Below are 20,765 nucleotides of genomic sequence, written 5' to 3'. Positions count from 1 at the left end.
TCCTCTCGATCCTGTCGGGGACGCTGGCATCCAGTAAACACCGGGACCAGCCGTCTTCCAAGCTCGCGGGTCGTCAGATCTCCGATGCGGCATCGTGCCTGTGGCGCTCGCGGTAGGTCCGCGTCTTTTCCCGGTTGCCACACAAGTTGGATTGGCACCAGCGCCGCGTGCCGGGCTTCGAGCGATCGAAAAACACCCGCTGGCACTCGTCGGCGGCGCACATCTTCAGCCGATCGAGCGTGCCGGCCGAGGCCGCGTCGTACAATTCGGCGACGATCGCCGACAGGCCCGCTTGCGCATCGCTCATCGCCGGCCTGAGTGCAAAACCATCCTTGCCGATGACGGCGACACGCAGTGCAAACGGCTCCATCGCGGCGTTGAGGGGGGCGGTGACGGCTGGCTTGCGATCGCGCTCCACCGGCTCGCATTTGAGGTAGTCGCGGATCGCGGCGCGCAGCCGCAAGGCCGCCTCGAAGGTCTTCTGCGATGGCGCAGCGGTACGTTCCATCAGCCCGTGCTCGCGCATCCACTCGCCGAGGGCGGTGAGATTTTGCAGCTCGTCCGCCTGCCGATGCTGAACACCGTGATGGGTGAAGTGCCGCAGATCCAGCGTGTTGGCGAAATCGTAGAGATTCGCCAATGCGTCGGGGACTTGGAACTTGCGCGATTCTTTCGACATCGAACACCATTTAATCGCTTTTGCTGGTTGACTCAAGACGCCAGTATTTCTATTTTACTGGTGTCCAACGAGAGAACGGAGTTTCATCATGTTGCACGTCAACCATCCCCCGATCTCGACCGAGGAAGCCTCCTACCGGAAATACGTCGAGGTGCTGGATACCCAGATGGCCTACGTCGATGTCGGCGCGGGCGATCCCATCGTGTTCCTGCACGGCGTTCCGACGCCGTCCTATCTCTGGCGGAACATCATTCCCCATCTCTTGCCCTATGGCCGCTGCCTTGCGCCCGACCTCGTCGGCATGGGCAATTCGGGCGCGGCGCCGAACGGCTCCTATCGCTTCGTCGATCACCAACGCTATCTCGACGCCTGGTTCGATGCGCTGGGCCTGACCGAGAATGTCATCCTCGTCGTGCACGACTGGGGCGCCGCGCTCGGCTTTCACTGGGCCCATCGCCACCCGGAGAGGGTCAAGGCGATCGTTTACATGGAAGGCATCGTCCGGCCGTTCCGCTCCTGGGACGAATGGCCTGACGCGACGCGCGCCTTCTTCCAGGGCCAACGGAGTCCGCAAGGGGAGGACCTGATCCTGCAGAAGAACCTGTTCATCGAATATCTGCTGCCGCTGCGCCACATCGCGCCGGAGGCGCTGGAGGTCTATCGCCGCTATTTCCGCAATCCCGGTCCGAGCCGCCAGCCGATGCTGACCTGGACGCGCGAATTGCCGATTGAGGGCGAGCCTGCCGATGTGGTCGCGATCGTCGAGGCCTATGCGGATTGGATGTCGAAGAACCGGATCCCGAAACTGTTCATCGATGCCGAGCCGGCGGGCTTCCTGATCGGCGCACAGCGCGAGTTCTGCAGAGCCTGGCCCAACCAAGAGACCGTCCTGGTGAAGGGATCGCACTTCCTGCAGGAGGAGGCGCCTCAGGAGGTCGGCGAGGCGACCGCGCGCTTCGTCTCGAAGGTGCTAGCCGGCCAGATCAGTTAGGCAATCGCGAGATTGCGTTGGGTCGCGAGCGCGGACTTCGCTTCACCCCTCCCCCGCCGGGAGCGGTGAAGCGGCCTCAATGCAGGAGCTTCATGATCTCCTCGGCGGCAAGCGCCGGCGTGAGACGGCCGTCGGCGACCTCCGTCTCGATCTTCTTCACCTTGGCGCGGACGGCCGCCTCGCTGCGCAATCGTGCCAGCATGCGCTGCTCGAGCATCGACCACATCCATTTCACCTGCTGCTCGCGCCGGCGTGCGTCGAACTCGCCGGACGTGTTCATCGCCTTGCGGTGATCCAAAACCTTCTGCCAGAGATCGGCGATGCCGGTGCCGGCCAGCGCCGAATAGGTGACGACCGGCGGATGCCAATGCGCGGACCTCGGCGCCAGGATGTGCAGCGCGCTGCGATAGTCGGCCGCGGTGATATTGGCGCGCTTGAGATTGTCGCCGTCGGCCTTGTTGATCGCGATCATGTCGGCGAGCTCGACGAGGCCCTTCTTGATGCCTTGCAGCTCGTCACCGCCGCCCGGCAGCATCAGCGCGAGGAAGAAATCGGTCATGTCGCAGACCGCGGTCTCGGACTGTCCGATGCCGACGGTCTCGACCAGCACGACGTCGAAACCGGCCGCCTCGCACAGCAGCATCGCCTCGCGCGTCTTGGCCGCGACGCCGCCGAATGTGCCTGACGACGGCGAGGGGCGGATGAAGGCATCGTCGGAGGCCGCGAGCCGTGCCATCCGCGTCTTGTCGCCGAGGATCGAGCCGCCGCTGCGCGCCGAGGACGGATCGACCGCGAGCACCGCGACCTTGTTGCCCTGCTCGATCAGATAGGTCCCGAGCACGTCGATGGTGGTGGATTTGCCGACGCCGGGCGAGCCGGTAATGCCGACGCGAACCGCCTTGCCGGTATCGGGCAGGAGCATCTGCACCAGCTCGCGCGCCTGCGCCTGATGATCGCCACGCCGGCTCTCCACCAGCGTGATGGCCCGCGCCAGCGCCGCGCGATGGCCGGTACGGAGCTCGCGGGCGAGGGCGGTGATGTTGATGGTCTTGCTATTGGTCATCATGGTCTTCGCATCCAGCCGCTAACGGCCCGACATGCGAATGTGTCTTTCAGCGCAAGATTTCATTGATGGAAGGTGGATTTGAACGATGTCCCAAACGATCTCGGCCTTCGTCATGTGATAGGCATGACGAAGCAGATTTCCGAAGTCGATCATCTTGCGCCAGTCGATATGTGGCTCGGCCCGCTTAAGATCGTCGGGGATGAATCTCGACGCTTCGCAGATGATTTCGAGAAGACGTTCGATCGCCAGCCGGGTCGTTTTCTCGGCGACAAATTGATCGAAGGTAAAGCCCCTCACGGCATTTTCGATGTCAGTGATGGCTTCCAGAATATCCCGCAGCCGGTCTTCCACGGTCGGCGGCATTCAGAATACCTCGATCAGGTCATCCGCGATCCGCTCTGCCATACGCGGTTTCAGCAAATCTCGCATCGATATTTGCACCTGAAGTCCCAGATGTTCCTCAATCAAGTGGAGGGCTTTGAAATGGTCAAACCGCGGCGATTCCTCGCGCGACGTCGTCTCGATCAAAATATCCAGATCGCTATCGGGCCGTGCGTCGCCGCGCGCACGGGATCCAAACAGGTACAGGCGCGTAATGCCGGAAGCCCTCAAGGCGGGTGCAAGCTCCTTCAGCTTCTCAATGAGCGTCTGGGTTGAAATGTCTACGACATCAGTCATGGCCAAATATTAGCACAGGGTCGTCAACCAGCCCAGCGCCGTCGGAGCCCGTTAGGCGCTCCGGCGGGCAGGCAAGGCTCGGCTTAAAGAATGGTGCCGCGATTTCTGCGTTCGGCACGAAATCTCATGGCGCTTTCGCAAAACCGGCCGCTTTCATCGCCTGGCCCATCTGGCTATTCGCCTGGTCCATGAAGGTCTCGAACTGACCGGCATCGCACCAGACGGTGCCAAAACCGCGTCCGGTCATGAAGTCCTTGAAGGCGGGGGAATCGTACACCTTCTTCAAGGCCGCGGTCAGCGTGGTGGCGATATTTGGAGGCAAGCCCTTGGGGCCGCCGATCCCGCGCCATGAGCTGGTGGAATAATCGACGCCGAGCGTCTCCTTCAGCGTCGGGACGTCGGGGAAGATCGGATTGCGCGCGTGCGCCATGATCGCAAGGCTCCGGGCCTGGCCGGCCTCGATGGTGGCGCGCGCTTCGGGCACCGAGCAGGTGGTGAGATCGAGGCTGCCCGCGACCAGATCCTGCATGGCCGGTGCTGCGCCATTCGACGCTGACCAGGCGACCTGATTGGCCGGCAATCCCATCGCCTGCATCCAGCCGACAAGGGCGAGATGCCAGATGCCGCCTTGTCCGGTGCCTGAAGCCTTGAACCGTCCCGGAGGCGCCAGCTTGATGGCGTCCATGAGCTCCTTCACCGTCTTGTATGGCGAGGACGTCGATACCTGGACGCCAGGCGGATCTTCGTTCACCAGCGCCAGCGGCGTAAAATTCCGTGGCGTCAGCTGCGTCAGGGCTTGCCAATGCAACATCGCGATTTCCACGGTCAGCGTGCCGATCGTGTAGCCGTCCGGCGCTGCGGCTGCGATCTCGGCATGGCCGACGGCGCCGGATCCGCCGATGCGGTTGACGACGTTGAACGGCTGGCCGAGCTCCTTCTCCAGCAGCGTCGCGACGATGCGCGCGGTCGCATCCGTGCCGCCGCCCGCACCCCACGGCACGATCAAGGTTACCGGCCGCGCCGGATAGGCTTGCGCGCGCGCAGGTGAGAGGAGGGCGGACGTGGCGGCAGCCACAGAAGAAGCCGCGAAAATGCGGCGCGTGATTCCTGGCATAAATGGTCCCGGCGGCGCCCTCGGGAATCGGGCTCGCGTCAATGCAATATGCTACGCGGCTTTGCATGGATGTCGCAAGCGGCCGCCCAACGGCGCCCTGAGCAAGTGTTCCGTCGGAACTTATTGCTGCTCGTCAGCGTCGCCTTTTGGCCGCGCACCGCCGAAGATGCGCGTGCCCTCCGGCGTGAGATAGGGCTTAAATGTCTCCCACGGAACGAATGCGACATATTGGCCCTCGGCGTAGGGGCCGACCGCATAGGGCGGATAATGGAAGGTGAGGCCGGAGCTCTTGCCTGTTTCGGTCGACGGCGCGAGCGTCGCGGCGCCGATCTTGAGCAGGCTCGGCTCGACGCCCTTGAACCATTCATTGGTCGCGGTCTCGCTGGAGTCGCGCTTCTTTTTCTCGATTCTGAGCGAGGCGATCACGGCCTTCGCGATCGTCTTCATGGCGGGGCTGCCATCGGCCGTCTCGGTGAAGAACGGGCGGATCGAGATGCGCTTGCTCTCGGACTTGTCCCACAGGACCGTGTTCACATCCGAATTGGGATGGGCGCCATGGGTGTCCATGTAGTCGTCACGCAGGATGCTCACATAGCGGTCGGCGACGACGGAGCGGATCGAATATTTGCGCTCGAAATCCCAACCGCCGTCCTTGAAGAATTGCGGATCCTGCTTTCGCGAGGTCGCAGCGTCAGCCGCGTTCTTGTCGAGCCATTTCTTGCCGTCAGCGAGGCAATCGGCCGCGAGTGGCGTGTCGGCCTTGATCCTGTCATCAAGGAACACACGCGCCTCGATGTTTCTGTTTTTAACGACGGCGTCGGGCTTGGGGTCGGCGGCGAGGGAGGGCGAGGCAAGGCCGATCGTCGCGACGGCAAAAAGGCTCGCGAGCAATCCTGCCCGCACATTTGCACGATGATATGTCACTTCAATATCCATCAATTCTGCGACGTTCGGACATCGGCGTGAGCGTAGCGATCGCAACATGAACCGGCGCAGAACGCGCGGCGCGAACGCTAGGACGTGAAGATTGGTCGCGGCAGCGCGCCCGCGGGTTTGATAGGAGGCCCCCACGGCGGCGGAATTACTCCGCCGCCTCGCTATGGCCGAGCCGGGCGTTCAGCTTGCGGATCAGCTCCTCGGCTGCGTCCGCGATCACCGTGCCGGGCGGGAAGATCGCTTCCGCGCCGGCGGCATAGAGTGCGTCGTAATCCTGTGGAGGCACCACGCCGCCGACGATGATCATGATGTCCTCGCGGCCCTGCTTCTTCAGCGCGGCCTTGAGCTCCGGCACGGCGGTGAGGTGGGCGGCGGCGAGCGAGGAGACGCCGAGGATGTGGACGTCGTTCTCGACCGCCTGTCTTGCGGCTTCGTCCGCGGTGGCGAACAGCGGCCCGATATCGACATCGAAGCCGATGTCGGCGAAAGCCGAGGCAATCACCTTCTGGCCGCGGTCGTGGCCGTCCTGGCCGATCTTGGCGACCAGGATACGCGGGCGGCGGCCTTCGGCCTCCTCGAACGCATCGATCAGCGCCTGAACCTTCTCGACCTGATTGCCCATGCTGGACGCCTCCCGCTTGTAGACGCCGGTGATGGATTTGATCTCGGCGCGGTGCCGGCCGAACACTTTCTCCATTGCGTCAGAGATTTCGCCGACGGTCGCCTTGGCCCGTGCCGCGTCGATCGCGAGCGCGAGCAGATTGCCGTTGCCTTCGCCGGCCGAGCGCGTCAACGCGGCGAGCGCGGCCTCGACGTCCTTCTGGCTGCGCTCGGATTTCAGCCGCGCCAGCTTGTCGATCTGGAGCCGGCGAACGTTGGTGTTGTCGACCTTGAGGACGTCGATCGGCGCCTCGTCAGTCGGCTTGTACTTGTTGACGCCGATCACCGCCTGCTTGCCGGCATCGATGCGCGCCTGGGTCTTGGCCGAGGCCTCCTCGATGCGCAGCTTCGGCACGCCGGCCTCGATCGCCTTCGCCATGCCGCCGAGCTCCTCGACCTCCTGGATGTGGCTCCAAGCTTTTGCGGCGAGGTCGCGCGTGAGCCGCTCGACATAATAGGAGCCGCCCCAGGGATCGATGATACGGGTGGTGCCGCTCTCCTGCTGCAGGAACAGCTGGGTGTTGCGGGCGATGCGCGCCGAGAAATCGGTCGGCAGCGCCAAGGCTTCATCGAGCGCATTGGTGTGCAGCGACTGGGTATGACCTTGGGTGGCCGCCATTGCCTCCACCGTCGTGCGCATTACGTTGTTGAAGACATCCTGCGCGGTCAGCGACCAGCCGGAAGTCTGGCAATGCGTGCGCAGCGACAGCGAGCGCGGATCCCTGGGATTGAACGGCTTGAGCAGTTTCGCCCAGAGCAGCCGCGCGGCGCGCAGCTTGGCGACTTCCATGAAGAAGTTCATGCCGATCGCCCAGAAGAACGACAGGCGCGGCGCGAAGCGGTCGACATCCAGGCCTGCGGCAAGGCCGGCGCGCAGATATTCGACGCCGTCGGCGAGCGTATAGGCGAGCTCGAGATCCTGCGTCGCACCGGCCTCCTGCATGTGATAGCCGGAAATGGAAATGGAGTTGTATTTCGGCATCTTCTGCGAGGTGTAGGCGAAGATGTCCGAGATGATCCGCATCGAGGGCGCGGGTGGATAGATATAGGTGTTGCGCACCATGAACTCTTTCAAAATGTCGTTCTGAATAGTCCCTGAGAGTTTCTCCGGCGGAACGCCTTGTTCCTCGGCGGCGGCAACGTAGAGCGCGAGAATCGGCAGCACCGCGCCGTTCATGGTCATGGAGACGCTCATCTGGTCGAGCGGAATGCCCGCAAACAGCGTGCGCATGTCGTAGATGGAATCGATCGCCACGCCGGCCATGCCGACGTCGCCGCCGACGCGCGGATGATCGCTGTCATAGCCGCGATGGGTGGCGAGATCGAAGGCGACAGAGAGGCCCTTCTGTCCGGCCGCCAGGTTGCGGCGGTAGAACGCGTTGGAGTCCTCCGCCGTGGAGAAGCCGGCATACTGCCTGATAGTCCAGGGCTGGTTGACATACATGGTCGGGTAGGGGCCACGCAGGAACGGCGCGATGCCCGGATAGGTATCGAGGAAATCGAGCCCGGCCAGATCGGCCTCGCCATAGGCCGGCTTCACCAGAATGCCCTCGGGCGTCAGCCACGGCTCGGCGCTGCCGGTCGGGGCGGCGGTTGCGGTCCGCTCGAAGGCAATGTCTGCAAAGTTTGGAATGCGGCTCATGGTTTCAACTCACAGTTGGGCGCTTCGGGCGCTCAATCATGGTCCGGATGCTGATGGCCGACGATGGTCGCCATCTTCTCCGGTCCGTAATTCTGCTGCGTGGTCTGGCTCGGCAGGTTGGCGATACCGACGACCCAGCCGAGCCGGGATTCGGTTCCATATTGCCGTGTCGGTACGACGTGATCCGGGCGGTCGAAGGTTCCAGTCATGATCTCGATGCGCGGGCCATCGATGCGGCGGAAGCTGAGCGGCGTGCCGCAGGCAGCGCAGAAATCGCGCATCGCGATCGAGGAGGATTGAAACGCCGACGGCGTGCCCTTGGTCCAGGCAAAGTCGGTTTTCTCGATGTCGGCATAGGAGGCGAATGGCGCGCCCGTCGCCTTCTGGCACATCCGGCAATGACAAATGCTAATCTTGGCGGGTGCCGCCGAGACCGCGAAGCGGATGGCACCGCATTGGCACCCGCCACTCAGAACTGTCTTGGTTGCGTCGGTCATGCCTGTTCCATCCGTCGATAGGCGTCGCCCAGCATGGCTTGCGCGTCGGCGCCGGCAAAGATGAAGCCCGTAACGCCCGCCTTGCGCAGGGCCGCCTCGGCCTCTGCCGGTCGGCCTGCCAGATAGATATGTTTGGCGCCCGCGGTTTGCAGGGCCTTGGCGGCGGCTTCGGCATGGTCCGCATAGATCTTGTCATGGGAACACAGGCAGGCAAGCTCGGCACCCGACGCCTTGAAGGCGGCCGCCAGCTTGGCCGGATCGGCGAAGCCCTCGCTGTCGACGGCCAAAATGCCGCCAGTTTCGAAGAAGCTTTTGGCAAAGGTCGCGCGCGCGGTGAAATCGGCGGCCGTGCCGAGATTGGCCAAAAACACCTTTGGCCGCGCGCCGCGTGCCTTCAGCGCCGCGTCGGATTTGTCGCGCAGCGCCTCGAACGGTTCCGCCAGCCGGATCGGCGGCAGCGCGTCGAACTTGTATTTCTGTTCGCCATAGGGTGCGAGCGCGACCGGCGTCGCCTTCAGCACCGCCGTCTCGCTCTCATGCAAGTTCGGAAACTCGCTGGCGCCGGTCAGCACCTCGCGGCGCTTTGCGATGTTGGCATCGCGCGCCTTTCGTGCGGCTGCGACTTTGTTCTGGAACACGCCCTGCTGAAGCGCGGCAAAGGCGCCACCCGCTTTCTCGCTCTCCTGGAACAGCGCCCAGGCGGCCTCGCAGAGCTGCGCCGTCAGCGTCTCGATGCCGCCTGCACCTGCTGCGGGATCGCTGACCTTGGCGAGGTTGCTTTCTTCCAGCAGCAGAAGCTGCGTATTGCGCGCCACGCGCCGCGCGAACGGATCGGGCAGTCCAAGCGCGAGCGTATGTGGCAGCACCGTGATCGCATTGGCGCCGGCGAGCCCTGCGGCAAACGTTGCGATGGTCGCGCGCAGCATGTTCACATAGGGGTCGCGCTGCGTCAGCATGCGCCACGCCGTATCGGCGGCAATGAACAGCGGCTTTGGCGCAAGCCCGCACGCGGCCTCGATGCGCGCCCAGAGCAGCCGCAGCGCACGGAACTTTGCCATGGTCAGGAACTGGTCGGCGTCGGCTGAGAGCCGCGCATAGACCATGTCTTGCGCCTGCTCCAGCGGGACGCCGGCGCCTTCGATCGCGCGCAAATAGGCGGCGCCGCAGGCGAGCACGAAGGCGAGCTCCTGCACCTCCGATCCGCCGGCATCATGGATCACGCGACCATCGGCGGAAGCAAACGGTCCCTTGAAGCCAAGCGCGGCAAGGCCCTTGATGCCGCTGGTGACGGCGGGAACGATCTCTTCCCATGTGTAGGGGCTGTGGCCCCACACCGCGCACGCCGCGAGCGGATCGAGCCCGAAGCGGATGTCGCAGGCTGCAGGATCGATGCCGTTGCTCTTCACATATTCCGCGACATGGATCGCCGCCATCCGCGATTGCGGGCCGACCTGAAGCTCGATGCCGATGCCGGCATCGAGATGAATGTCCTTCAGTGCTTTCGCGACCGCATCGGCCGTTGGTTCCAGGCCGAAACCGTGGCTGCCATTGCTGCCGGCGAACACCAGCGAAATCCCTGTCGCCCCGTTCTCCAGATCGGTCAGTGCCTGCGCGTTCGCGGCCACCGCGTCGGGATGATCAACCCGCTGCATGATCTGCCACGGCGCTGCCGCCGGCCGTCCTGCCACCAGCGCAGCGTCCTTGGCGCGCGGATACAGCGGCTCGATCCTCACGCCGTCATAGGTCTTGCCGACCAGCTTCTCGAACGGCGCGCCCTTGAGCACGCCGTCGACCAGCTTGCGCCAGTCCGCGTCCGTCGCCTTGGGAAAATCGGCCGCCAGCGGCAGATTGTCAGTCACGGAGGTCATACGGCCAAGGGCTCCCAAACGTCTCGTTATTCGCAGGCGAAATTGCCACGGCCGGCCGTCCCTGCAAACGGTTGTTTTTGGTTAACCGGTATCCGGAAGCCGCTCAATACCTTGCGTAGAGACGCTGGCGAGGCCGTCACGCACGTGGATGCCCGAGATCACGCGGTCGGGCGCGATTTCGGCCAGCGGCACCAGCACGAAGGCGCGCTCGAACAGCCGCGGATGCGGCAGGGTCAGGTCGGGCTTCTGAAACGACACATCGTCATAGGCGATCATGTCGAGATCGAGCGTGCGCGGACCCCAGCGCCGATCCTTGTCGCGCGTGCGGCCGAACTTCTGCTCGACTTTCTGCATGACGAACAATAGCGCGTGCGGATCGAGGTCGGTCTCGATCTCGACGCAGGCATTGATGAAAGGATCCTGGTCCTCGTCGCCCCAGGGCGGCGTGGTGTAGTCCGACGAACGCGCGATCACCGTGGCTTGCGCCATGCCGCAGATATGGGCGATCGCCTTGCGGAATGTCGCGCGGACGTCGCCGACATTGCCGCCGAGTGCGATCAGCACGCTCGCCATGTCAGGGGTGCCGCGAGCGGGTCAGCATGATGCCGACGTCGTCGAAGATCGCGGCGATCGGCGCATGCGGCTTGTGCACGGTGATCTTGACGGCACGGATGCGCGGGAAGTGCGACAGGATGGCGTCGGCGACTGCACCCGCCGCACGCTCCAGCAGCTTGTAATTGGTGTTCTTGAACGCTGCCGTCGTGGTCGCCACCACATCGGCATAGGAGACGGTGTCGGCGAGGCGATCACTGCGCGAGGGCTCCGACAGGTCGGTGTAGAGCTCGAGGTCGATGACAAAGCGCTGGCCGACTTCGGTTTCGTGATCCATCACGCCATGGCGTGCATGGATCGACAGGCCGGTCACGAAGATCGTATCGGTCATTGCTTGCTCTCGATTGCGTTTGCGACCCGCAGGGCCTGCAAGGTTTCGGCGACGTCATGGGTCCGGATGATTTTCGCGCCCTTCTGCGCGGCGATCAGATGCGCGGCGATCGATCCGGCGAGCCGCTCTTTCGGCTCCGACGGCGACACCGAGGCGATGAAGCGTTTTCGCGAGGCGCCGACCAGTACTGGCAGGCCGAACATGTCGAGTTCGCGCAGCCGCGCCAGCGCGATCATGCTCTGCTCGGCGGTCTTGCCGAAGCCGATGCCGGGATCCAGCACGATCTTTTCGCGTGCGATGCCGGCCTTGGCGGCGATGTCGAGCGAGCGCAGGAAGAACGCCTTCATGTCCGTGACGATGTCGATGGCGGAATCGACGCTGTCACGGTTGTGCATGACGATGACGGGGACGCCTCTTGCGGCGACCAGCGGCGCCATGCCGGCGTCGCGCTGCAATCCCCAGACGTCGTTGGCGATGGCCACGCCCTGGTCGAGCGCGAAGGCCACGACCTCCGCCTTCATGCTGTCGATCGATACGGGGACGCCGAGCGCGACGATTGCCGATAGCACCGGCCTCAGCCGGGCAAGCTCGTCCGCCACTGTCACCGGCTGGGCGCCCTTGTAGGGTCGGGTGGATTCGGCGCCGATATCGATGATATCGACGCCGGCCTCGATCATCGCCCGCGCCCGTGCCAGCGCCTGGTCCGGTGCGATGAAGTCGCCGCCGTCGGAGAAGGAGTCCGGGGTGACGTTGAGCACGCCCATCACCGCTGGCAGAGGCCGTTCCAGCAGCGTCCGCAGCGCGTCAGGCCCGGCCGAGCCGGCCGGCGGGACGGATGGGGAGGGCGAGGCATTCATGCCGCCCGCTTTAGCGGTCGGGGAGGGGGAGTCAAGACCAACACCCTAGCTGTCATTGCCCGCGAAGGCGGGCAATCCAGTATTCCGAGGCGGTGCGGTGATACGGAGGAGCCGCGGCGTACTGGATCCCCCGCCCCAGTGCGCAAGTGCGCACAAGGCGGGGCATGACATCGAGAGCTAACGCTGCAGGTCATCGCCCGGGAGAGACGCGCTAATACGTAATCTTCGGCGACAGCTTCTTGGCCTTGGCGATGATGTCGCCGACCGACTTCTCGGAAGGAAGGATGCGGACGAGCTTCCTCCGATCGTTGGCTTCGCGCATGCTCTGCGCCAATCTCACCGGATTCCGATAGGCGAGCTCGCGCACCGTGGTGACGCCGGCGGCGCGGACCAGGCCGACCTTGGCCCGGCCCATGCCGGGAATGCGCATGTAGTCGGAGACGTTGGCCCACTCCAGCAGCAGCTGCTCGCTGATGCCGGTCTTGGCCGAGAGCGCCTTGCGCCCCTTGGCGGTGCTCGCGGCTTCCAGCAGCGCGTCGGTGGTGCGGATTCCCTGCGCCTTCAACTTGTTGGCGGCAAAGGCTGGCAGGCCCTCAATCTCGGAAATCGGATATGTCATGATACTCGATATAAAAAGCGTGGCTCTCAGGCGAACTGGCTGAGGCCCGGCGTCCCCGCAATGATCTTGCCCATCTGATCCGCTCCGATTTTGTCTCGGCCGTAGCGGAAAAGTTCACGGGCAATGGTCTGGATGTCGGACATGCCAAGCCCAAGGCCCATCAGGCGCGTGCCGACGGCCATCAGGCCGCCGCCCATCAGCCGCGACAGTCCGCCGCCGCTCGTGGACGCTTCGATCGCGCCTTCTGCGCCAGGGATCTGGTCGATCAGGGCCTGCACGCTGTCGGAAGGACCCTCGCTGCGGAGGAATCCCAGGATAATGCCGACGGTCTTTTCAGCGACAGCACTATCTATGCTGGCGTTTGTCGCCAGCCGTCCGATCAGCTCGTCCATATGGGCCGCCCCTCAGCCGGTTCACATGCCGGAGATTTATTTCGAAAACTGATCTTGAGCCGGTGTGATGTGAAATACAAGCTATGAACGGAGGCGAACATGCGATTCATCTTCGAACGCGCGTAAAGTGTTGCAGCGTTGCAAGACCGGGGAACGAATCCGTGAAAAATTGCCGCGATGCGAATGTATCACTCCGACTTTTGGCGCATGCCGCGCGCGTAGTCTCCGACGATGTCGCATGTCCGCGCCGCCTTGAACGGTTTCAATCGGCTTGCGACATGAGTTAAACTACGGAACTGGTGAGTTCGAGTTTCAATATGCGAAACCAACGATAGAGAGAGTAATGACGGCGCAGGACAACAAGCTCGGCGATACCGACGGCAAGATATTTGTCGGCAAGGGAGACGAGCAGGCCTGGTTGACGCTGGCGCTCGCCAATCGCCACGGCCTCGTCACCGGCGCGACCGGAACGGGCAAGACGGTCACGCTGCAGGTAATGGCGGAAGGATTTGCGCGGGCCGGTGTTCCGGTGTTCGCCGCCGACATCAAGGGCGACCTCTCCGGCATCTCCGAGGTCGGGGAGGCAAAAGATTTCATCGTCAAGCGTGCGACCGAGATGGGGTTGACGTTCCAGCCCGACCAGTTCTCGACGGTGTTCTGGGATGTGTTCGGTGAGCAGGGCCATCCGGTGCGAGCCACCATCACCGAGATGGGGCCGCTGTTGCTGGCGCGCATGCTCGATCTCAACGACGTGCAGGAGGGCGTGCTCAACGTTGCCTTCCGCGTCGCCGACGACAACGGTCTTGCTCTGATCGACATGAAGGATCTGCGGGCTTTGCTGGACGCCATCGTGCCCGACGGCGGCAAGAAGGAGCCGGACGCGGACGATGATCCGCTCGCGCCGATCCGGAAGGCGGCCCAGGGTTTTGGCAACGTCACCAAGGCCACAATCGGCACTATCCAGCGCCAGCTCCTGGTGTTGGAGAACCAGGGCGCCACAAAATTCTTCGGCGAGCCGGCGCTGACCTTGAAGGACTTCATGAAGACCGACCGCGACGGCCGCGGCACGGTCAACATCCTCGTCGCCGACAAGCTGATGCAGAGCCCGCGGCTTTACGCGACATTCCTGCTGTGGATGCTGTCGGAGCTGTTCGAGGAATTGCCCGAGGCCGGCGACCTTCCCAAGCCCAAGCTGGTGTTCTTCTTCGACGAGGCGCATCTGTTGTTCAACGACGCCCCGAAGGCGCTGATGGACAAGATCGAGCAGGTGGTCCGCCTGATCCGCTCCAAGGGGGTCGGCGTCTATTTCGTTACGCAAAACCCCATCGACGTGCCCGACCGCGTGCTCGGGCAAATGGGCAACCGGGTGCAGCATGCGTTGCGCGCCTTCACCCCGCGCGACCAGAAGGCGGTCGCCGCCGCGGCCCAGACCTTCCGGCCCAACCCGAAGCTCGACACCACCAAGGTGATCATGGAGCTCGGCAAGGGCGAGGCGCTGGTGTCGTTCCTCGAAGGCAACGGCACGCCGGCGATGGTCGAGCGGGTGATGATCCGTCCCCCATCGGCCCGCATTGGGCCGATCAGCCCGGAGGAGCGCAAGGCGATCATGGATGCGAGCCCGGTGAAGGGCAAATACGACACCGCGATCGATTCCGAGTCCGCCTATGAGATCCTTCAGAAGCGCATCGCCGGCACCGCGGCGCCGGCCGATGGCCAGGCGGGCGGAGGCGGTGGCGGCATCCTCGGCCAGATCGGCTCGATCGTCGGCACCATCTTCGGCACCAACACCGGACGTAACCGGCTGACGACGGGACAACGCATCGCGCGCGATGTCACGCGCACGGTCACCGGCAAGGTGGTCGGCGGCGTCGTGGCCGATCTCGGCAAATCGGTCGGCGGCCAGCTGGGCGGCTCGGTCGGCCGCGCGCTCGTCCGCGGCGCGCTCGGTGGATTGCTGCGAAGGTAGGCATAACGCCCCGGTTGCAGGCCAGTGGTCCGTAACGCCACTCAGGTGGCGGGGGAAAGAGCATCTTTGCCAGGTACAAATTCGGGTGAGGGGGACTCTCCAAGCGTCCGTCGGTCTGCTACGTGCTATATGTTTCCGACGGGACATCATGTGACATCACCGAATTCATCAGACAAACCGGGCGCGCTTCGAACTCTCTCGCTGCGCAGGCCGCTCGACCTGCTCTTCTTGTTTTGCTGCTTGATCCTGACTGCGGATGTCCTCGGTCCGGAGATCTTCGGTCATGGCAAAACCAAGGACTATGCGCTGTGGTACTGGGCCGGGCAGCAGGTGCTGCATGGCGGCGCGCTCTATCCCAGCGAAATGGATCACCCGTTCGAGTTCATCTATCCGCCGCTGCCGGCGATCCTGCTGGCGATCCCGAGCTGGTTCGGCAAGATCCCGCTCTACATCGTGCTGTCGATCCTGAATGGGGTGGCGTGGTGGTACACGAGCATTCTCTCCAATGCCATGACCGGCTCGGATCGCGAGCCGGGCCCGTGGCTCGAAGCACTGCCGGTGGTCGTCACCGTCTCCTTCGCGTTCGACATGTTCGATCTCGGTCAGCCGAACCTCGTTCTGCTGGTGATGATGCTCTACGGCTTCTGGAGCCTCCAGCATCGACGGTCCTGGCTCGCGGGCTTCATGTTCGCGCTCGCCGCCGCCATCAAGGTGTTTCCGATCGCCGTGCTGCCTTATCTGGTCTGGCGCCGGCAATGGGCGGCGGTCGTCAGCATGCTCGCCTTCATCGGCATCCTGCTCTATCTCGTGCCGGCGCCGATCCGCGGCTTCGAGCGCAACGCCGCCGAGCTCAACACCTGGTACCGGGGCATGGTCGGCTCGAGTTCGGAAAAGGGCTTTGGTCAGCGCGACGAGCAGAACTGGTCGTGGGTCAACCAGTCCGTCATCGCGGTGACGCACCGGCTGGTCAGGCCGATCAACTACAATCTGGACGATCCCGGCAAGCCGGCGCGCACGATGAATGTCATCGACGTCGACTACAAGACGGCGAACTGGATCGTGCTTGCGGTATCGGCGTTGCTCGGGCTCGGCTTCATCGCGGTCATTCCGCGGCAAGCGCGGCGAACGGCGCGATCGGACGCCGAGGAGCTCGGCATCCTGTTCTGCCTGATGACGATCGCCTCGCCGCTGGCGCGACAATATTACTTCATGTGGCTGTTCCTGCCGCTGACGGTGCTGATACATCGGGCCGCCTTCGACCTGCGGCCGAATGTGCGGCTGGGAACCGTGCTCGCGCTTGGCGCTGCCGGCATCCTCATGCTGCTGTCGCTGCCGCCGTTTCCCAACGTCATCCAGGCCTGGGGTAACAACCTCATCGCGACGGCGATTTTCGCAGTTAACCTTGCCTGGCACATCCGGCATCCGCCGGTTGCGGCTAGCTCCGACGCCGCGGCAGGGTTAAAACCACAATCATCTTGAGGTTAGAAAAGTGGGACATCCGACCATGGCCAATGCGCAGCTTCAATCCGTGCTCGACCACATCGACAAGGACTTTGATAACAGTCTCGAGCGCCTGTTCTCGCTGTTGCGGATCAAGTCGATTTCCGCAGATCCGGCCTATGCCGGGGATTGCAAGGCGGCGGCCGAGCATCTGGCCAAGGACCTCGCGAGCCTCGGCGTCGCGACCGAAGTGAGGCCGACCGCCGGCCATCCTGCCGTCGTCGGCAAGGCCAAGGCGGACGACAAGGCGGGCGGACGGCCGCATGTGATCTTCTACGGCCATTACGACGTGCAGCCGGTCGATCCGCTCGAGCTCTGGCACCGTCCTCCGTTCGAGCCCGCCGTCGCCGATCATGCCGACGGCCGCAAGATCATCGTCGCGCGCGGCGCCGAGGACGACAAGGGTCAAGTGATGACGTTCGTCGAGGCCTGCCGCGCCTGGAAGAAAGTCACGGGCTCGCTGCCGATCGACATCACCTTCCTGATCGAAGGCGAGGAGGAGGTCGGCTCCAAGAACTTCGTGCCGTTCGTCGAGGCCAACAAGGACGAGTTCAAAGCCGATTACGTGCTGGTTTGCGACACCGGCATGTGGGACCCGGAAACGCCGGCGATTACGACGGCGCTGCGCGGCCTGCTGTATGAAGAGGTGAAGATCACCGCCGCCAGCCGCGACTTGCATTCCGGCGTGTTCGGCGGCACGGCGATGAACCCGATCCGGGTGCTGACCAAAATTCTCGGCGGCTTGTTCGACGGCGACAACCGCATCACCATTCCGGGCTTCTATGACGGCGTGAAGGACACGCCGCCGGAGATCCTGGAGCAGTGGAAGAAGCTCAACTTCACGCCGGAGTCGTTCCTCAAGCCGATCGGCCTGTCGATCCCGGCCGGCGAGAAGGGGCGGCTGATGGTCGAGCAGGCCTCCACGCGTCCGACCTGCGACGTCAACGGCATCTGGGGCGGCTATATCGGCGAGGGCTCCAAGACGGTGATCCCGTCGCACGCCTCGGCAAAAGTCTCGTTCCGGCTGGTCCAGGGGCAGGACCCCCAGACCATCCGCAAGGCCTTCCGCGACTACGTGACCGCCCGGATTCCGGGCGACTGCAAGGTTGCGTTCGGCGACCATTCCGCCGCGCCCGCCGTGGCGCTCGACTGGAACATGAAGCCGCTTGCCGCCGCGAGGCAAGCGCTGACCGAGGAATGGGGCAAGGAGACTGTGCTGATGGGCTCCGGCGCCTCGATCCCGATCGTCGCCGATTTCAAGCGCGCGCTTGGGCTGGATTCGCTGCTCGTCGGCTTTGGCCTGGACGACGACAACATTCACTCGCCGAACGAGAAGTACGATCTGCGCAGCTTCCAGAAGGGCATCCGCTCCTGGGCACGGATCCTCGCGGCGCTCGCGGAGGTGAAGTAGGGCGCGAAGGCTCTCCTCGTCATTGCGAGCGAAGCGAAGCAATCCAGAATCCTTCCGCTGAAACAGTCTGGATTGCTTCGTCGCAAGAGCTCCTCGCAATGACAGCGGGCCCAAATAAAAACGCCGCCCGGAATTGGGCGGCGTTTCATTCCGAAATGTGTAGAGGGTGTTGACGCCTAGTCTACACCAAACTCCGTAAATCTCAAGAGCGGTAGCCCGGGAGCTCGCGGTCGAGCTTGCGCAGCAGCGGCGGCCATACCAGGTTCGTCGCGCGCAGCTCGGCGCGGTCGCGGTTGGCGAGCAGCTCGGTGTTCTTCTCGATCGCGATGTCCTCGACCGGATAGACCGGCGTGCCCAGCGCGCGGGTGCGCACCTGCATCGAGCAGGCGCGCTCGAGGTGGTACATGCGCTCGAAGGCGGAAGCGACCGAGCGGCCGACGGTCAGCGTGCCGTGGTTGCGCAGAAGCATGTGGTTGTGGTCGCCGAGGTCCTGCTGCAGCCGCGGCCGCTCGTCGTGATCGAGCGCGATGCCTTCATAGTCGTGATAGGCGAGGTCGTGGGTGACGAGCTGCGCGGTCTGGTTCAGCGGCAGCAGGCCTTCGGCGCTGCTCGACACCGCGGTGCCGTCCAGCGTGTGGAGATGCAGCACGCAGATCGCATCTTCTCGCACCTCGTGGATCGCCGAATGGATGGTGAAGCCGGCCGGGTTGATGCTGTATTCGCTCTCGCTGAGCTGGTTGCCGTGCAGATCGACCTTGACCAGGCTCGAGGCCGTGATCTCGTCGAACATCAGCCCGTAGGGGTTGATCAGGAAGTGATGGTCGGGGCCGGGCACGCGCGCGGAGATGTGGGTGTCGACCAGGTCGTCCCAGCCGTACAGCGAGACCAGACGATAGCAGGCGGCGAGATTGACCCGTTGCTGCCACTCGGCCTCCGTCATGTTCGACGGCACTTCCTTCAGGCGCGCTTCCGCTGGTGACATGGCAAATCTCTCCGAACCTCGTTGTTGCGGGGAGGGAGCCTAGTCTCGCAAACGGCTGGCAGCAAGGTGCGCGCCAAGCGCGGCAGTTCAGCGTAGTCCGCATGGAGCGGGCTACGGCTTCCGAAGAAAATTATTACGGCGCCGGGATCGACAGCAGGCCGGAAATGCTGCGGCCGCGGATGTCGTAGACGCGGGCGAACACCACGTCGTCGCGCTTGATCTCGACCAGCACGGGCGCGGTGAGGCCCTTGCAGTAGAATTCGCCGAGCGTCATGGCGAAATCGGCCGCGTTGGAATCCCAGCCGATGGTGAAGTCGGGGCCGAGCGCGACCTGGGCGGGGCGTTGCGGACCGCACACCGCGACCTTCCATTTGCGATTGCGCGGCGGCACCTCCTGGCGCTCGACCAGCTGCTCGCGCAGTTCGTCGGAGGCCTGCTTCAGCGCGAGGCCCCAATAGTCCAGCATGAAGCGGTCGTCGGCGGCGCGCACCGTGCCGGCGATGTGGTTGAAGTGGGTGTATTGATAGGGATGCAGCCGGATCATCTCGGCGAGCGGCAGCGCCAGGCCGAAGCAGAACACGGCGAGCATAGCCGGCTGCCAGGCGCGGTGGCTGGCGCGCAGGCGTTCCATGGTCCGGGCGAAGGCAATGCCGCCGAGCACCGCCATCGGCGGGATCACGAAGACGAAATGGCGGATGCCGTTGTAGAGCGCAGGACGCTTCACCATCGCGATCGCGAGCGGCAGGGTGGCCGCCAGCGTCAGCATCAGCAGGATGGTCTTGCGACGCGCCGGAACCTCGCGACGCGGCAGCATCGCGAAGGTGCTGAACACGGCACCGGCCGTCAGCACCAGCATCACTTCGGGAAGCTGCAGCGCGAACAGCGTCGGCAGATAGGACCAGGGCATGTCGGGCACCGACACGATCGCGCCGTCGAACATCTCCTTCCAGGGCTTCTCGAAGAAGTGCGAGAAATAGGTCAGGGCCTCGAAGGGATTGCCGGGCTCCATGATCGACCACGGCCAGATCAGGCCCATCACGAGGTAGCCGAACGCGAGGCCGGGCAGCAGCACGTAGACGACATGGGCGAAACGGCGGACCGCCTCGCGCGCGCCCTCGGTGCGCAGCTCTTCCAGGAACAGCGGCATGAAGCCGACCATCGCATAGACCAGCGCGAGCCCGCCAAGGATGCGGCAGCCGATCGACAAGCCGGCACCGAGGCCGACGATCAGGATCGTGCGCGGCGAGGGTTTTGGATATTCCTCGGCAAGCCGGACCAGGCCGAGCATCAGGATGATCATCGCCACCGCGAAGGGCGCATCCTTCGGGTTCATGAACATGTGGCCGTAGAAGATCGGGCAGAGCGCCAGCAGCAAGAGTGCGGCAAGACCGGCAAGCGGTCCGGCGACGCGGCGGCCGAGCCGCCACGTCACCGCAAGCCCGATCACGCCGACGATCGCGCCGACCAGGCGTCGCGTCTCGAACAGCTCGAGCGGGAGAATCTTGTGCAGCAGGGCTGCGACCATGTCGAAGCCGCCGCCATACATATAGAGGTTGGCGAAGGAGAGGGCAGACGTGTCCCTGAAGCCGGAGCCGTACATGCGCAGCAGCAGGTCGGCATATTCGGCATGGGTGTAGTCGTCCCAGCCGAGCCCGTAATCGCGGAAAGTCAGGCCTGCGATGACGGCGACGGCAGCCAGCACCAGCATGGCGAGGTCGTCGCAAGTCCGTTCAACCGAGCGCCCGAGAGGCGTGTCGATCGCCGAAGTCGTGATGGATGTCATGGCTATTGGTGACCCGGAATCCCCTCTTGGCCCTGCTGGCGCGCGCGGGCCTGTTCCCCGGAATCCCTATAGCGCAGTTCCATTACCAAGTAATTGGGCATTATGGCTAAATTCCTGATGCGACGCAGCAATTTCCAGAAACGCGGGAAGCACATGAGAGCTAGCGGACCGTTGCTGAAGG

At 64.1% G+C, this 20,765-nt stretch carries 20 protein-coding genes; 4 read left to right on the top strand and 16 right to left on the bottom strand.

What is annotated here, in order from left to right; translation table 11 throughout:
* Positions 1–73 precede the first annotated feature (73 nt).
* Positions 74–679, bottom strand: a complete 606-nt coding sequence (locus ABIC09_RS03325; protein ID WP_148752050.1) for a CGNR zinc finger domain-containing protein — start codon at positions 677–679, stop codon at positions 74–76.
* A gap of 88 nt (positions 680–767) precedes the next feature.
* On the opposite strand from ABIC09_RS03325, the gene ABIC09_RS03320 reads away from it, so the two are divergent.
* Positions 768–1,670, top strand: a complete 903-nt coding sequence (locus ABIC09_RS03320) for a haloalkane dehalogenase (RefSeq protein WP_354108385.1) — start codon at positions 768–770, stop codon at positions 1,668–1,670.
* A 76-nt stretch (positions 1,671–1,746) separates the two neighbouring features.
* Here ABIC09_RS03320 and meaB read toward each other — a convergent pair whose 3' ends face one another.
* From meaB to ABIC09_RS03255, 13 genes are all read right to left on the bottom strand, one after another.
* Positions 1,747–2,733 (bottom strand): methylmalonyl Co-A mutase-associated GTPase MeaB, encoded by a 987-nt coding sequence (meaB, locus tag ABIC09_RS03315; RefSeq protein WP_354108474.1) that lies wholly within the window; start codon positions 2,731–2,733, stop codon positions 1,747–1,749.
* 21 nt (positions 2,734–2,754) lie between these two features.
* Positions 2,755–3,099: a HepT-like ribonuclease domain-containing protein gene (locus tag ABIC09_RS03310; RefSeq protein ID WP_354108384.1), complete on the bottom strand. Its 345-nt coding sequence runs from the start codon at positions 3,097–3,099 to the stop codon at positions 2,755–2,757.
* The gene (locus ABIC09_RS03305) at positions 3,100–3,414 is read right to left on the bottom strand and encodes a nucleotidyltransferase family protein (protein ID WP_148752047.1); all 315 of its coding nucleotides are present in this window, start codon (positions 3,412–3,414) and stop codon (positions 3,100–3,102) included. It lies immediately after the preceding gene.
* Positions 3,415–3,538: 124 nt separating this feature from the next.
* Complete coding sequence (locus ABIC09_RS03300; RefSeq protein WP_354084469.1) at positions 3,539–4,528, bottom strand: tripartite tricarboxylate transporter substrate binding protein; 990 nt, start codon at positions 4,526–4,528, stop codon at positions 3,539–3,541.
* A gap of 120 nt (positions 4,529–4,648) precedes the next feature.
* Positions 4,649–5,452 (bottom strand): RsiV family protein, encoded by an 804-nt coding sequence (locus ABIC09_RS03295; RefSeq protein WP_502917636.1) that lies wholly within the window; start codon positions 5,450–5,452, stop codon positions 4,649–4,651.
* Between the two features lie 157 nt (positions 5,453–5,609).
* A complete protein-coding gene (gene scpA / locus ABIC09_RS03290) occupies positions 5,610–7,766 on the bottom strand; it encodes a methylmalonyl-CoA mutase (protein WP_354108383.1) in 2,157 nt (718 codons plus the stop codon).
* A gap of 32 nt (positions 7,767–7,798) precedes the next feature.
* The gene (locus ABIC09_RS03285) at positions 7,799–8,263 is read right to left on the bottom strand and encodes a GFA family protein (protein ID WP_354084471.1); all 465 of its coding nucleotides are present in this window, start codon (positions 8,261–8,263) and stop codon (positions 7,799–7,801) included.
* Positions 8,260–10,131 carry a methylmalonyl-CoA mutase family protein gene (locus ABIC09_RS03280; RefSeq protein WP_354108382.1) on the bottom strand — a complete coding sequence of 624 codons (1,872 nt, stop codon included), beginning with the start codon at positions 10,129–10,131 and terminating at the stop codon, positions 8,260–8,262. The genes ABIC09_RS03285 and ABIC09_RS03280 overlap by 4 nt, the downstream gene beginning before the upstream one ends.
* A gap of 81 nt (positions 10,132–10,212) precedes the next feature.
* Entirely contained in the window at positions 10,213–10,704 is a 492-nt protein-coding gene (gene folK / locus ABIC09_RS03275) for a 2-amino-4-hydroxy-6-hydroxymethyldihydropteridine diphosphokinase (protein ID WP_354108381.1), read from the bottom strand.
* 1 nt (position 10,705) lies between these two features.
* Positions 10,706–11,074, bottom strand: a complete 369-nt coding sequence (folB, locus tag ABIC09_RS03270) for a dihydroneopterin aldolase (RefSeq protein ID WP_027533885.1) — start codon at positions 11,072–11,074, stop codon at positions 10,706–10,708.
* Positions 11,071–11,931 carry a dihydropteroate synthase gene (gene folP, locus ABIC09_RS03265; RefSeq protein WP_354108380.1) on the bottom strand — a complete coding sequence of 287 codons (861 nt, stop codon included), beginning with the start codon at positions 11,929–11,931 and terminating at the stop codon, positions 11,071–11,073. Before folP ends, folB begins: the two co-directional genes overlap by 4 nt.
* Positions 11,932–12,142: 211 nt before the next feature.
* Positions 12,143–12,550 (bottom strand): DUF4332 domain-containing protein, encoded by a 408-nt coding sequence (locus ABIC09_RS03260; protein WP_354031882.1) that lies wholly within the window; start codon positions 12,548–12,550, stop codon positions 12,143–12,145.
* 26 nt (positions 12,551–12,576) lie between these two features.
* A complete protein-coding gene (locus tag ABIC09_RS03255; protein ID WP_148752038.1) occupies positions 12,577–12,942 on the bottom strand; it encodes a DUF2267 domain-containing protein in 366 nt (121 codons plus the stop codon).
* Positions 12,943–13,285: 343 nt separating this feature from the next.
* On the opposite strand from ABIC09_RS03255, the gene ABIC09_RS03250 reads away from it, so the two are divergent.
* The 3 genes from ABIC09_RS03250 to ABIC09_RS03240 all read left to right on the top strand — a co-directional run bounded on the left by ABIC09_RS03250 (position 13,286) and on the right by ABIC09_RS03240 (position 17,819).
* Positions 13,286–14,908, top strand: coding sequence for a helicase HerA-like domain-containing protein (locus ABIC09_RS03250; protein WP_354084474.1), 1,623 nt, complete (start codon positions 13,286–13,288; stop codon positions 14,906–14,908).
* A gap of 129 nt (positions 14,909–15,037) precedes the next feature.
* Positions 15,038–16,387 carry a glycosyltransferase family 87 protein gene (locus tag ABIC09_RS03245; protein WP_502917635.1) on the top strand — a complete coding sequence of 450 codons (1,350 nt, stop codon included), beginning with the start codon at positions 15,038–15,040 and terminating at the stop codon, positions 16,385–16,387.
* A gap of 25 nt (positions 16,388–16,412) precedes the next feature.
* Positions 16,413–17,819: a M20/M25/M40 family metallo-hydrolase gene (locus ABIC09_RS03240; protein ID WP_354108378.1), complete on the top strand. Its 1,407-nt coding sequence runs from the start codon at positions 16,413–16,415 to the stop codon at positions 17,817–17,819.
* 202 nt (positions 17,820–18,021) lie between these two features.
* On the opposite strand, the gene ABIC09_RS03235 is transcribed toward ABIC09_RS03240, so the two are convergent.
* The gene (locus ABIC09_RS03235; RefSeq protein ID WP_148752034.1) at positions 18,022–18,801 is read right to left on the bottom strand and encodes a class II aldolase/adducin family protein; all 780 of its coding nucleotides are present in this window, start codon (positions 18,799–18,801) and stop codon (positions 18,022–18,024) included.
* Positions 18,802–18,934: 133 nt separating this feature from the next.
* A complete protein-coding gene (locus ABIC09_RS03230; RefSeq protein WP_354108377.1) occupies positions 18,935–20,584 on the bottom strand; it encodes a glycosyltransferase family 39 protein in 1,650 nt (549 codons plus the stop codon).
* Positions 20,585–20,765: the final 181 nt, after the last annotated feature.

This window comes from Bradyrhizobium sp. S3.12.5 (assembly GCF_040548225.1).
GTDB lineage: Bacteria > Pseudomonadota > Alphaproteobacteria > Rhizobiales > Xanthobacteraceae > Bradyrhizobium > Bradyrhizobium cytisi.
Note: the sequence above shows the minus strand (reverse complement) of the source record. Positions and strands in the feature narration are given on the sequence as shown.